Below are 12,890 nucleotides of genomic sequence, written 5' to 3'. Positions count from 1 at the left end.
AAAAATCCAACGATTTGGATAAAATAAACGGAAAAACTTCCTTTATTTTTAAGGAAATATCGGTATTTCCCAATTTAAACGGAATTTTGCCGTTTATTTTTCAAGCACAGTGAAATCAACATTCAGTTATAACAGAGCCTAAAAAAAAAGCCGCTGAACTCGTGTCAGCGGCTTCCTCGATGTTCACCTTTACATTTATCTGATGCTTCTTTGATGGATATTTACAAAACAGAATCCAAAAAATCCTTTGTCCGCTGCTCGGTGGGGCTGCCAAACAATTTTTCGGGAGGCCCAGCCTCGACAATCCGGCCATCGTGCATATAGACAACCCAGTCGCCAACTTCCCTGGCAAAGCCCATTTCATGGGTAACGACGACCATCGTCATTCCCTCTAAGGCGAGCTTTTTCATGGTGGCAAGCACCTCGCCGACTAGCTCAGGGTCAAGGGCGGAAGTGGGCTCATCGAACAGCATGACATCAGGTTTCATCGCAAGCGCCCGGGCGATGGCAACCCGCTGCTTTTGGCCGCCGGACAGCTTGCCGGGATAGACGGTCTCCTTGTCGCTGAGGCCGACTTTCGCGAGCAGCTCCTTTGCTTCTTTAACCGCCTGGTCTTTGGGGATTTTTTTCACATGAACGGGCGCCTCGATAATATTCTCAATGACGGTCATGTGCGGAAAAAGCTGAAAGTGCTGGAATACCATGCCGACCCTTGTCCGGACCTGGTTAAGGTCATGGGTAGCTTCCTCCACTTTCTCACCGCCAATAAAAATCGTGCCGCTATCCTTGACCTCGAGGAAATTAAGGCACCGTAAGAGCGTACTTTTACCCGAACCGCTGGCCCCGATTAAACAAACGACCTCCCGATCCTTCACGGTCATATCGATATCCTTTAAAACATGAAGATCACCAAATGATTTATTGAGCGTTTCAACCTTTACCATAATGGAATCAGCCATTGGACATCCCTCCTTTTTTAAAAGTTCTTATTGGTAAGGCTAGTCGCTGATAGCCATGCGGTTTTCGATGTAACGTAAAAGGATGGAAAAAATAAACACAAGGATTAGATAATAAACGGCAACAATTAATAGGTAGGTCATGTAATCGAACGAATTGGAGCCGTAGGTTGTTGCGACGTTAAAGAGCTCGTACATGCCGATGAATGCGGCAAGCGAAGAGTCCTTCAGGGCGATGATGAACTGATTTCCGAGGGGCGCCATCGCCCGGCGGAGCGCCTGAGGCAGGATAATTCTCCGATACGTCAGTTTCAAGTTCATTCCCAATGAGCGGCCTGCTTCCATCTGCCCGCGGTCAATCGATTGGATGGCGCCGCGGAAAATCTCAGCAATATAGGCGCCGTTATGGAAGGCAAGCCCCAGCACCACCGCCGTAAATTGCGAAATGTTTAATAAAGTCAAGCCATAGTAGAAAACGAAAATCTGGACAATCAGCGGCGTCCCGCGAATCAGAAAGATATACAAATCGGCAATCCACTCGAGAATCTTGATTTTTGATATTTTTAAAAAGGCAAAAAATAAACCAATAAAAATGCCGATAAAAATGGCGACCGCTGTCAGTTCAAACGTCAGCAGCATTCCTTTCAGAAAAACCGGATAGGAATCGATAAATTTATTGAGCCATTCCAAGGCTTTCACTCCTTTCCTGGGGAGTAGGGGGTCTAGCTAAGATTTACTGGTGGAAATTCATTTAATATTTATAAAAAAAAGATTGCAGGGAGGAAAAGTAGAGCGAATGCATCATTAAGTACATTCGCTGCAGCAGCTATTCCTTCTGGAACAACGGATACTATGTTTCCTCCATTGAAACAGTTATTCCTTTTCCGGATCTTTCGTAATATCTTCGCCGATGTACTTTTTGCTGATTTCCGTTAAGATGCCATTTTCACGGAGTTTTTCGAGCGCTTTATTAATTTCTTTCAGAAGCTTGTCGTTTTTCTTGGAAACGGCAATTGCCTGTTCACTGCGTCCGAGCAGCTCTTTTCCGGCAATCTTCATTCCGGCGCCAATCGCTTCTTTCCCTGTGACGAAATCAGTGATAACAGCATCATGCTTTCCTTTGCTCAAGGCCTCGAGTGCGGTGACATCACTGTCGAGCAAAATAATCTTATCGGTAATTTTTGCGGCTATTTCTGCATAAGTGGAGCCTTTTGATACGGCAATTTCTTTACCTTTTAGGTCATCGAGGGTTTTAAATGTGCTGTCGGGCCGGACAAAGATCTGCGGTCCTGAGTAGTAGTATGGTGTGGAGAAATTTACCGCTTTTAAGCGTTCCTCTGTGATGGTGTGGCTGGCGACGGCCGCATCAAAGCGCCCCGATTTAACCCCTTCCACAATTCCGCCGAACTTAAATTTTTTCTGGACCGGCTTGAGGCCAAGTTCCTTGGCAACGGCCTCGGCAACATCAATATCAAAACCAAGCATGTTTCCATCCTTGTCCACATAACTAAATGGTTTGAACTCACCGGAAGCAGCGAAGGTAAACTTGCCGCCATCAACCAAATTCATTCCATCCGTCGATGTTTTGTCGCTCCCGCAGGCCGCAAGCGAAAACATCAAAGTCAGCACTAACATCCCTTTCGCTAGAAATTTCACTTGAAAAACTCCCCCTCTTTTTCATTTTTAAGTAACACACTTAAGCTTATCATATATTTTGAATATTCTTAAAATGGTCAAAAGAGGGGAAAATACAGGCCTATCTTTGCTATCCGATGATTTGGGCAAATGGCCTCCCAAATGCTTATAAATCCGCTAAGTTTGTCCCATATGCTCCAAATTCCCTAGGTTTCGCTAAAAATTGATAAAAAAAGTCCAACTCAGCAAAGTGAATTGGACTTGTCTATTTTTACCATAAGGTGTCAGGCACCATCCCTGCCAGCTACATTTTGTCTAAGTGGCGTTCGTTTACTTTGATTAGGCTTATGACTTGGTCTGCGTAGAAGGCTCTCCGTTTTGGCGCCATTAAATGAAGCTCGACTAGGATCTTTTTTAACTCTGGTTCTTTTTCAAGAAGCTGGGATATCATCACCAGTTCAGGGTCCTCTAAGCTTTCTTTCGCTAAGTATCCCTTATTCTCAGGTTTGCGGTTCTGTTGATCCAGTTCCATGACCAAATAGTCTTTTTCAATTTTAAAAACTTCCGCAAATTTAACGAGTGTTTGATAGTCAGGAATAACTTTTCCTGTTTCAATGCGACTAATTTTAGACCGATGCAAATTCATCATCTTGGCAAGCGTTTTCTGCAACCAGTTTTGATTATCGCGAAGATTCCTCAATTTTACTGCAAAAGACATCGTTATCACCGCCGTTAAAACATTTCTTGGCCGATAGGAAAGTATAGCTTTCCAATCAGGCATAAGTGCAACTACGTCTCTGTCTTCGCCCTAACGGGCTCGCCAGTCGACGAGTTTTCTTTAATTTTAACTTAACGGGAAAATTAGCGGCTAAGGTCCGAATGTGCATAAAATGCGCAAGTGCAATTGTAGAAATGGTGCACAACGGGGGCGAACACGAAGGAAATGGGAATTTCTAAAAACCCCAATTGCAGGAAAATGTAAATTATCGTCGAATAATAAATAATGATGTAAGTATTTGTAATATTGGGAGGTCCTTTTGCATGGAGGAAATTCAGCATTCATTAATATTTATTGGTGAAAAAAAACGTAATAAAGAATTGCAGCTTAAGAGTAAACCCGGTTTTAGCGATGCAATCTGTCTTTCAAAACAGTCAACCCACACAACTAAGAATACTTCCTATCAGTCCATCCCCATTGATGGTAAGAAAAATCTTTCTATCTATTTCTGTGATGAAGACATCCAATTCATATACCACAATATGTCACTACAGCTTTTAGCAGGCGACAAGAATCCGACCGATGAAGATGCTTTGGAGGTAATTTCTAATTTCGCCTTTAAGGAAGGAAACAAGGTCACTTTTTTAAAACTATTACCGGAACCAAATATGATACCAAGGAAAAAGAAGAAGGAACGTGTTTTGCTGGTTGGCAAGGAATTAGAGGACGAGTAGAGATTAAAAGGGAATTATATGGTAAAATAAAAGGAGGAAACCATGGATCGCCTAAACCCGTTGAATGACTTCTTATTTAAGAAATTATTTGGAGATGAAAACGATCGAGAATTATTAATGGGTCTACTAAATGCAATAATTCAAGCAGATATTGTGAATTTAACGATAGAAAATGAAAAACTGAAAAGATTATTTATAGAAGGAAAATTAGGTATTTTAGATATTAAAGCAAAAACGAGCACAGGTGAAAAAATAAATATTGAAGTTCAACTGATTAATCAGAAAAACATGGTTCCACGGACACTTTTTTATTGGTCAAAACTTTTTGTAGAAGGATTTGAGGCGGGGAGTCACTACAATTCGCTCAAAAAAACTGTAACAATCAATATTCTTGGATTTAAAATGGCGGAATTAAGGTATGAGCATTTCCATTCTATTTATAAACTACAGGAGGCACACTCCAAAAGTATTTTAACGGATTTATTAGAAATACATTTTATTGAGTTTCCAAAATTCGAGGAAATTACCTATGATTTGAATATTCCGCTCCACCGATGGCTACTATTTTTAACAGAAGATATATCGGAAAATTTATTGAGGGAGGTTACAAGCATGGACGTAATTCTAAATAAAGCTGAAGAAAAATTACTCAGATTAAGTGCCGACCCCGATACGAGAAGAGAATACGAGCTGCGAGAAAAAGCCCTCTCCGATGAACGGAGCAGGCTGGATGATGCGCGGGAGTGTGGGATAGTAGAGGGCATGGAGACTGGGATCATAAAAGTAGTGAAAAGCCTCTTAGCGACCGGCATGCCTTTATATAAGGCTGCAAAGCATACGCCTTATACCGTTGAAGAATTAAAACAAATGCTTGAAAAAAATGATAGTGGTGCCTGACACCGCAGAAGGCAGCATAAAAAAGGTTCCGGAATCACATCCGGAACCTTTTTCCATCTCCCCCCTCGAAAATGACACAAATATGACACAGAAGTGCCGCTTTCTCCTGTTATAAGACAAAATGTGATACTCTTTTAATATTTTTGTAACATAACTGGCATATTGTTCTGATATAACTATAGTACTAAGGAAAGGGGAAAGAGTATGCAAATGACGTTTAAGCGTATAATTCTCGTGTTACTTACAACCCTGTTATGTGTATCAGGTACTGCAAATACATATGCACAAACAAGTAAGGAAGCCCTACATAACGCCAAGCAGGCGCTTGACGACCAACAAAAAATCGTAGAGCAAAAGGAACAAGAAAAGCAGGTTGTTAATAAAGAGATCCAAAAAATACAGCAAGAATTAGAATCACTATATAGTTATATTACAAAGAACAAAGAAGCCCTGGCAGCCACTCAGGGGAAAATAGACGAAACGAACCAACTCATCGAAAAGAAAAAAGAAGAGATTGTCGAGCTCGAGGACAAAATCCTTGGCCGTAAAGGGATTATGAAGCAGCGGGCAGTCGCCATGCAGCAAAATAATAGTGTTAATCTTATGATTAACCTATTCTTTGAGTCTAATAGTATTTCAGATTTCATTCAGCGTGCGAGTGCAGCATCGGAATTAATGGATGCAGACAAAAGCATTTTAACAGCACAGAAGGAAGATCTTCAAAAAATTGAACAAGATAAAAAAGAGATAGATAAGCAGGAGCAAGTTTTAGAGGATCAACAAAAGGATCTTGCTAAACAGCAGGCCGAGCTTGATCAAAATCTGCAAAAAAGACAGGAAGCCTTGACTGCGATGCAGGATAAATACAATCAAATCGCTCAGCAGGCAGCCCTTGCCGAACAAGAAAAGGCAGGCATTGAATCGCAGATGAAAGATATCCAAGGAAAGATTGCTAGAGAACAAGCGGAGGCAAGTGCTCGAGCAGCTTCACGTTCAGGCTCGTCCACCTCTTCAGCACAAAGCAATGTGGGCATCGCAATAAAAGGCAAGGAAATGTACGTGACTGCCACAGCCTACACACCTGAGGATTCTTATCATATTACTGCTGCCGGCTACGATATTAAAGCCAACCCAAATATGAAATTGATTGCCGTCGATCCAAGAGTTATTCCACTAGGAAGTAAAGTTTGGGTGGAAGGTTACGGCGTGGCTGTTGCTGGTGATACCGGCGGTGCCATCAAGGGCCATAAAATCGACGTGTTACTGCCAACGACAGCACAAGCGCTGCAATGGGGCAGAAAAACAGTGAAAATTGTTGTTTTGGAATAGCAGCCCGCCCGCAAGGCTGACTGTGGAAATGCCAATTTTGTACTAGTCAATCAAATAGAACACGGACAAATAAAGCCATAAACAAAAAGAAATCCAACAGCTGCAAAAGCTGTTGGATTTCTTTTTGTTTTCAGGGGGATAGAGTCATCAGGAGGATGGGACCTGACACCACTGTCCACCCCAGGCGGACAAATGTCCACGAGCGGTGCCTGACACCAATTTCCACTATTAGGAAAATGGTGCCTGACACCCTCACTGACACCCTCACCCTCACCCCAAGTACACCAAATCCTTCAACTGGTCTGTCGATAGTTCGGTGATCCAGTTTTCGCTGGTGATGATTTGGTCGTTGAGGTGTTGTTTCTTTTCAAGCATGGCGTCAATTTTCTCTTCGAGCGTTCCGGTGCATATCAGCTTGTGCACGTGAACGAACCTGGATTGGCCAATCCGGTAAGCCCGGTCGGTTGCTTGGTTCTCGACAGCCGGATTCCACCAGCGGTCGTAGTGGATGACGTGATTCGCAGCTGTCAAGTTCAGCCCAGTTCCGCCCGCCTTCAAGGACAGCAGGAATACCGGAAACTCGCCGTTCTGGAAACGCTCAATCATCGTATCCCGCTGCGTCTTCGGCACACTGCCATTCAAGAACGGCACTTCTACGCCAAACTTCTTCTTCAACGTGGCGCGGATCATTTCGCCCATTTCAATATATTGCGTAAAAATCAGACAGCTCTCACCCTGGTCCAAAACAGAGCCAATCAGCTCGACAAGCTTCTCCATTTTATTAGAGCGATCGAGAAGCTCACGCCCCGCCGATTTCTCCTTCAAATAAAGCGCAGGGTGGTTACATAGCTGTTTCAAGCGGCTAAGCATTTGTAAAATTAACCCCTTGCGCTCGAAACCAGACAGTTTTTCAATTTCAGCAAACGTATCGTGGATGAGCTGCTCGTACAACGATGCCTGCTCAGCGGTGAGTGGGCAGTATTCTTTTTGCTCCAGTTTATCTGGAAGATTGAGTGCAACCTCTTCATCCTTTTTCGTGCGGCGCAGCAAAAATGGCCGAATCAAAGCTTGGAGCTGCTGCACTTTTTCTTTTTTCTCTTCTTTTTCAATCGGGATAACGAACTTTTTCTGGAATTGCCCTAAGCTCCCAAGATAACCGTGATTGGTAAAATCAAAAATCGACCACAGCTCAGATAAGCGGTTTTCCATCGGCGTTCCGGACAGTGCGATGTGATGGAGGCCGCGCAGTCTGCGAACCGCCTTCGATTGTTTCGTCTGCGCGTTCTTGATGTTTTGCGCCTCGTCAATCGCGATTGAACTCCAAATCATCGACTCGAATTCGGCTGCGTCAAGGTGGCTCAACCCATAGGAAGTCAGAACGACATCAGCAGCTTGAACCTTTTCGGAAAAAGCTTCTTCCTTCAGCCGGTTCGAACCGTAATGCAAATACACCTGCATCTCTGGAGCAAAGCGCTCCAACTCCTTCTGCCAGTTCCCGAGCACCGAAGTCGGGCAGATAATCAGCGCCGCCTTCGTCGGAACCTTGGCAGGGTCAGCCTCAGCCTCCTTTTTACGCCGGGTTTTGGCAGGAGGGGTGTCAGGCACCACCGCGACGTTGCGGTCGTTTCGGGTGTTGGGCACCAAGGCATCGCCGCCTTCAGTGCGACTCTTGGGGGTGTCAGGCACCACCGCGACGTTGCGGCCATTTTGGGCATTAGGCGCCACCGCCAATTCATCCCCAACCACTTCCTTCACCTTCAACAAATAGGAGATGAGCTGAACGGTTTTTCCGAGACCCATGTCATCAGCGAGGCAGGCGCCGAAGCCGTACTGGCGCAAGAACCAGAGCCAGCTCATGCCAAGATGCTGATAGGGACGAAGCTCACCGTTCAGCCCCGAAGGTACGTCCACTAACGGAATTTCGTGCACTTCCGAAAGCTGCTTGACCATCTGCTTCCATTGGCGGTTCAATTCGATTTGAATTTTTGCAAATGCCTTGGGATTTTCGAGCTCATCTTCCGCACCAGTCGGTTCCGCTAGCTCCTGCTCGAGCAAATCGCGAACATGAAGGCCTTCCTTCTCTGCCCGCTTCATCAAATCCTGAATTTGGCGGATGAACTGTGGATCCAGCTTGACCCAGCGGCCACGGATATAAACAAGCCGTCGCTTTTCCTCAACCAGCTTGCCGAACTCATCCTCGGACAAGTCAACACCATTCATTGAAAAACGCCAGTTAAAATCGAGCATCGCCTGCAGACCAACGAACGACGGACGGTGGCTGGACGATCCTTTCAGCGACGCCTTCACCTTCAAATTGGCATTTTTCATCGCCTGCCACCAAGAAGGAAGGAGGATTTCAATGTCCAGAGCCACAAACGTTTCACTGGCCTCGGTTAGAAACATCCACGCTTCTTCCTCGGTAAGATGGGTTTTCAGTCGGTCCTTTGCTGCGGTGCCGGCCAAATCGGCCTCGGCCATATCCACGATATCCCCTTGGTCCTCACCGAGCCACGGAATCAGCCGTACCCAGCGAGCCTGCTCGCGGTCAACACCCTCCAAAAATGGGCGCCACTTCGCAGGAATCTTGGCGGCACCATCAATATCATAAATCTCATCGACATTTTTTTTACCACGCAAAAAAACATCCAGTGTCCACGCGCCTTCACCATCAATCGGTTCATCTAACCGGAGCCCAATGGTAAACGGAGTGTCGCTTTCCTTAATGCCGACCCACTCGAGCCAGCTTTCCTCATCAAAATAACGGGCCAGCTCGCCGCCGGAAATGTTCTGCTTTTTCAATAAGTCGAGCTTCGGTCCGAACAGTTCCTTCATCGCGGAATTCCGGGTTAGATAAGCGTCAAGGGCGCTATTGTACAAATCGGAGAGATAATCGAAAGCCGTGTCTGGCTGGTTCGGCCCGTCAGGTTCGTCCTCGGATTGGGCCGTCTTCACATCGGCAATTTCCTGCTCCCAAAAGGACGGATCAAATTCATCTTTAACCCGCTCCGGCAGCTTCCAGCGGAATTCGCCGTGCTCCCACACCGAAAAGTCAGGGAGCCAGTCTTTCTCCAAAATGCCTTCATAAAGGGCGAGGGAGGAGGCGAGACAAATCTCGGACTCCTCATTCCAGTCCCATTCGATGAAGCGATTAAACGACTCTTTGGCAAAAAGCGAGACCAGCTGCCAGCCGCTGACCACGACCCCTTCAACGCCGGCAACTGTCTCCGTCTCAAGCACTGTCCCGAAGAAGCTCTCGGCATGGCTGCTAAAAACGAGGTTCTTCCACATCGACGGAGCCCGAAAATGGCCATGTCCGTCTTGGGCCGTAAGCAGAAAGCGGCCATCTCCTAATTTTGTTGTCAGCAATTTCAAAAACCTTGTATTCAGCATCGTACAGCGTACTCCTTTTAGTGGGGAAGGGACGTATAATGGCATAAGAGCCGTTTGGATACCCAGAAAATGTCTAATTAGACAAAACCCCTCTGAGAATAGACAAAACCTCTATAAAAATAGACAAAACCTTTATTAAAATAGACAAAACTCCGTAATAAATAGACAAAACACCTATAAAAATAGGCAAAACTATAAAAAAGGCTTTTCTCGTAAAGAATGTGGTAATAAACCACAATTCCTCTCCAAAAATATCACAAATAGGGTGTAAAATTACACGTATTCGCTATATTTCAGTTTAATTCAATTCTTATTTGCGAAAAAACCTGCTTTATTTGCGAATCGTGCCGTCTTATTTGCGAATTGACCTGTTTTATTTGCGAATCACACCATTTTATTTGCGAATCGTCATAATTCCACCAAAGTGTCCACCCCACGCGGACAAATGTCCACGAGCGGTGCCTGACACCACCCCCACCGGGCTAAATCAGCTTGCTCCGCCTGCATTCTTCGTGGAAGGCCCGGAGCCGTTTTGTCCGTTCGAGTAGTTGATCGATGAAGTATTGCCAGTCGTCGACGCGTTTTAGCTTCTTGTATAGCGTCCGCAGTTTTTTCAAATGCCTGACCGCTAATCGGTAGCTGGCGCGATTCTTCTGATCAATCTCGCGCTGGGCGGTCTGATGGAGCATCGCCAGCAGCACCTCGGGCCGCTCCTTCTCGACAAGCTTCACCCGGTCCTTCGGCAAATCGTAATAATCGAAACCCGCCAGCGCCTGAAGCTCGCCCCAGCGGTCGTACTGTCCTCGTTCGAACAGCAAATACTCATAATCGGCAAAACTATAGGGAAGCATCGCAAGCATCGCCCGTTCATACAAATCCACCCGGTCATTTTCCACGCAGTACGCCATAATCGACCGAAGCGCATTGCGCGAAAACGCAGCACAGCTATGATAGGCACCCAAATGCTCTAAATACCCCTTAACCCTGTGCACAAATACCTCAATCAGCGGCCCGGCCCGCTTCCAAGCCTTCCGCTGACTCAAATAATCAATCCAATAAACCAAATAAGGCGTGAACATGTCATCGTTAATTTGCGCCATCAATTTCAAAGCCAGCTCATCATGCTTCAGCAAAAGATTCAAATGAATCGTCGCTACCGCCAACGGCGCCGGATTCTCCCAATCCTGGAGCTCCTTGCCGCGCAAGCGAATCCTCTCTAATTCCTCTTCCCGCCAAGGTTTTTTTTTGAAAAAATGAACCCACAACATGCGGTACAAAAAAATCCGTTCATACTCAAGCCCGCTCGCTGCCGTCAGCAATTCGATGGCATCATCCTTTAATTTCTCGATAAACTCATCAAAGGCAAACGGCGTCGTCTGCACACCAATTTTTTGAGCAAGTTCCTCGGCATCATCCATCATATTATGGAACAAATGTAGATAGGCCCGTTTGACCACATCCTCGTTGTGTTCGAGCTGCTCACTCAGCACCGCCAGCTTCCGAAACGACACAACAATCCCGACAAGCTCATACAACAGGCGCCATTCCTTCTGCACAGGGGCACTGGCATGAATTCGGCGCTCGTAAATCCCGAACAGCTCCGGAATGACAAAAGCGCTCGTGTACTTTTTCGTAGCAAGAAGCGTATCAAAACTCACCTCAAACGAATGGACCCAGCGGCTGTAATCCGGCTTCAAGACACCGTTCGCCTTGATCAAATCCTTCGCCGTCTGCATCCCCCAGCCCGCAGCAGCCGTCTGCTCACGAATCGGCTCGCGCCAACCGGTCACCCAATCGCCGACGCTGCCCGCCCCAGACCGGGCATAAGCACTAAAAAACACCGCCATCTGATGACGGCATAGACCCTCCGTCGGGCACGAGCACTCGCTCACCGCCAGAAAGGTGAAATCAAGCCGAACCTTGACCGGCGTCACATCCTGCACCGTCGCCGTCGCCGCTTCATCGGAAATATGTAATTGTGTAACCAGCCCTTGCCGGTACAGCATCAAGCCCTTTTGCACAAGCTTCGCATCCTCGACCGTATTCGGATGCAATAATTGGCCAAGCTCATCGGCCAGGCTTAGTATCTGTTGTGTCGCCTCCAAAGCCGCAGCCCCCTTTTTTGAAAAATAAATACCGTAAACGCGAAGGCTAGAGCCTCTTTTTTTGAAAAATAAACATCCTAAACGCGGAGGCCAGAGCCCCCTTTTTTTTAAAATATATATCCCGAAGGCTGCTCCATCACGACCGCAGCCCCTCTATTGAAAAATAACTTTCATTAATAAAACGGTAAACACGTTAAAAAAATCCATATTCCATTATTATACCCAAAAAACCGCTATTAGAGGAGGGGGAGGTTCAGAAAGAAGGAAAAAGCCAAAACATTGAAGAATTAGTTTACTATCAAAATAGATAAAAAAGGGGTTCCACGCATGGGAAGAGGAGCCTGTCCTTATGTCCCAAAGAGTAATTTTTTAAAAAATTTCCAATATACAGCTTAAATTGCAGGTGCTATACTAAAAAAGTTATAAAATGTAAGGCATTATTTTATTTTTCAGGGGGATTTTTTTTTATGCAGTGGTATTTGAAGGTTATGCAGAATTACGTCGGGTTTGAAGGGAGAGCAAGGCGTCAGGAATATTGGATGTTTTATCTTGTTAATTCTATTATTTCCATTATTCTTGTCGCTTTGATGGGAGCTTCAGATTCATTAGTAATACTCGTTTTCATCTATTTTTTGGCTATTATCTTACCATCTTTAGCTGTTACCGTTCGCAGACTCCACGATACCGGAAGAAGCGGCTGGTGGATGTTAATTGGCTTTGTTCCCTTTGGCAACATCGTCCTGCTTGTCTTTACCTGTACCGATAGCCAGCCGGGTGATAACCAATACGGCCCAAATCCAAAGGCTTTGAGCTAAGTGACAAGGGGACAGGCACCCTGTCCCACTTTTAGTGGGAGGCAGTGCCTGTCCCCGTGTCCCGAGACAAATAATCAAACAAATGGGTTAGGTATGTGTTCAGGTCGAAGCCATCCTCATTAGCAAATTCTGATAATAACAATTTATTTTCCTCCATTCTTCATTCCTCCTCGATTTATGTACTACTAGTATTATTACCAATCTAGCACTCTTTTAATCACGTAAAATAAAAAAAACCAGTCTTCTTTAATCGAAGACTGGCTTAAGCAATTAAAAGATAAGAAATTTTTGACTTTGAAAATTGTCCAGCT

General features: G+C 45.4%; 11 protein-coding genes. 4 read left to right on the top strand and 7 right to left on the bottom strand.

Annotated elements, in window-relative coordinates; all coding sequences use genetic code 11:
- Positions 1–221: 221 nt before the first annotated feature.
- The 4 genes from BANVL01_RS21365 to BANVL01_RS21350 all read right to left on the bottom strand — a co-directional run bounded on the left by BANVL01_RS21365 (position 222) and on the right by BANVL01_RS21350 (position 3,372).
- Entirely contained in the window at positions 222–959 is a 738-nt protein-coding gene (locus tag BANVL01_RS21365) for an amino acid ABC transporter ATP-binding protein (RefSeq protein WP_066093710.1), read from the bottom strand.
- Between the two features lie 39 nt (positions 960–998).
- On the bottom strand, positions 999–1,646 hold the full coding sequence (locus tag BANVL01_RS21360; protein ID WP_066093707.1) for an amino acid ABC transporter permease: 648 nt from the start codon (positions 1,644–1,646) through the stop codon (positions 999–1,001).
- A gap of 183 nt (positions 1,647–1,829) precedes the next feature.
- The gene (locus tag BANVL01_RS21355) at positions 1,830–2,573 is read right to left on the bottom strand and encodes a transporter substrate-binding domain-containing protein (RefSeq protein ID WP_235845689.1); all 744 of its coding nucleotides are present in this window, start codon (positions 2,571–2,573) and stop codon (positions 1,830–1,832) included.
- Between the two features lie 322 nt (positions 2,574–2,895).
- A complete protein-coding gene (locus tag BANVL01_RS21350; RefSeq protein ID WP_066148055.1) occupies positions 2,896–3,372 on the bottom strand; it encodes a helix-turn-helix domain-containing protein in 477 nt (158 codons plus the stop codon).
- Between the two features lie 260 nt (positions 3,373–3,632).
- Here BANVL01_RS21350 and BANVL01_RS21345 point away from each other — a divergent pair, with 260 nt between their 5' ends.
- From BANVL01_RS21345 to BANVL01_RS21335, 3 genes are all read left to right on the top strand, one after another.
- A complete protein-coding gene (locus BANVL01_RS21345; RefSeq protein ID WP_066093697.1) occupies positions 3,633–4,043 on the top strand; it encodes a hypothetical protein in 411 nt (136 codons plus the stop codon).
- 42 nt (positions 4,044–4,085) lie between these two features.
- On the top strand, positions 4,086–4,940 hold the full coding sequence (locus tag BANVL01_RS21340) for an Rpn family recombination-promoting nuclease/putative transposase (protein ID WP_066093694.1): 855 nt from the start codon (positions 4,086–4,088) through the stop codon (positions 4,938–4,940).
- 204 nt (positions 4,941–5,144) lie between these two features.
- Complete coding sequence (locus tag BANVL01_RS21335; protein WP_066093689.1) at positions 5,145–6,269, top strand: 3D domain-containing protein; 1,125 nt, start codon at positions 5,145–5,147, stop codon at positions 6,267–6,269.
- Positions 6,270–6,539: 270 nt separating this feature from the next.
- Here the strand turns inward: BANVL01_RS21335 and BANVL01_RS21330 are convergent, their stop codons facing one another.
- Both BANVL01_RS21330 and BANVL01_RS21325 read right to left on the bottom strand, forming a co-directional pair.
- The gene (locus tag BANVL01_RS21330) at positions 6,540–9,659 is read right to left on the bottom strand and encodes a DEAD/DEAH box helicase (protein ID WP_066093687.1); all 3,120 of its coding nucleotides are present in this window, start codon (positions 9,657–9,659) and stop codon (positions 6,540–6,542) included.
- 482 nt (positions 9,660–10,141) lie between these two features.
- Positions 10,142–11,764, bottom strand: coding sequence for an SWIM zinc finger family protein (locus BANVL01_RS21325; protein ID WP_066093684.1), 1,623 nt, complete (start codon positions 11,762–11,764; stop codon positions 10,142–10,144).
- A 467-nt stretch (positions 11,765–12,231) separates the two neighbouring features.
- Between BANVL01_RS21325 and BANVL01_RS21320 the strand changes: the two genes are divergently transcribed.
- The gene (locus BANVL01_RS21320) at positions 12,232–12,579 is read left to right on the top strand and encodes a DUF805 domain-containing protein (protein ID WP_066093681.1); all 348 of its coding nucleotides are present in this window, start codon (positions 12,232–12,234) and stop codon (positions 12,577–12,579) included.
- A 31-nt stretch (positions 12,580–12,610) separates the two neighbouring features.
- Here BANVL01_RS21320 and BANVL01_RS28650 read toward each other — a convergent pair whose 3' ends face one another.
- Positions 12,611–12,736, bottom strand: coding sequence for a hypothetical protein (locus BANVL01_RS28650; RefSeq protein ID WP_268874959.1), 126 nt, complete (start codon positions 12,734–12,736; stop codon positions 12,611–12,613).
- Positions 12,737–12,890: the final 154 nt, after the last annotated feature.

The sequence above is a fragment of the Neobacillus novalis NBRC 102450 genome (assembly GCF_001591805.1).
Classification (GTDB): Bacteria; Bacillota; Bacilli; order Bacillales; family Cytobacillaceae; genus Neobacillus; species Neobacillus novalis.
The sequence above is the reverse complement of the archived record's forward strand: the minus strand, read 5'-3'. Positions and strand labels throughout refer to the sequence as shown.

Bases quoted from the DNA above. Each gene is read 5' to 3' on its own strand.
- BANVL01_RS21365 (WP_066093710.1), bottom strand. From the start codon at position 959: ATGGCTGATTCCATTATGGTAAAGGTTGAAACGCTCAATAAATCATTT.
- BANVL01_RS21355 (WP_235845689.1), bottom strand. From the start codon at position 2,573: ATGTTTTCGCTTGCGGCCTGCGGGAGCGACAAAACATCGACGGATGGA.
- BANVL01_RS21350 (WP_066148055.1), bottom strand. From the start codon at position 3,372: ATGCCTGATTGGAAAGCTATACTTTCCTATCGGCCAAGAAATGTTTTA.
- BANVL01_RS21345 (WP_066093697.1), top strand. From the start codon at position 3,633: ATGGAGGAAATTCAGCATTCATTAATATTTATTGGTGAAAAAAAACGT.
- BANVL01_RS21340 (WP_066093694.1), top strand. From the start codon at position 4,086: ATGGATCGCCTAAACCCGTTGAATGACTTCTTATTTAAGAAATTATTT.
- BANVL01_RS21335 (WP_066093689.1), top strand. From the start codon at position 5,145: ATGCAAATGACGTTTAAGCGTATAATTCTCGTGTTACTTACAACCCTG.
- BANVL01_RS21330 (WP_066093687.1), bottom strand. From the start codon at position 9,659: ATGCTGAATACAAGGTTTTTGAAATTGCTGACAACAAAATTAGGAGAT.
- BANVL01_RS21320 (WP_066093681.1), top strand. From the start codon at position 12,232: ATGCAGTGGTATTTGAAGGTTATGCAGAATTACGTCGGGTTTGAAGGG.
- BANVL01_RS28650 (WP_268874959.1), bottom strand. From the start codon at position 12,736: ATGGAGGAAAATAAATTGTTATTATCAGAATTTGCTAATGAGGATGGC.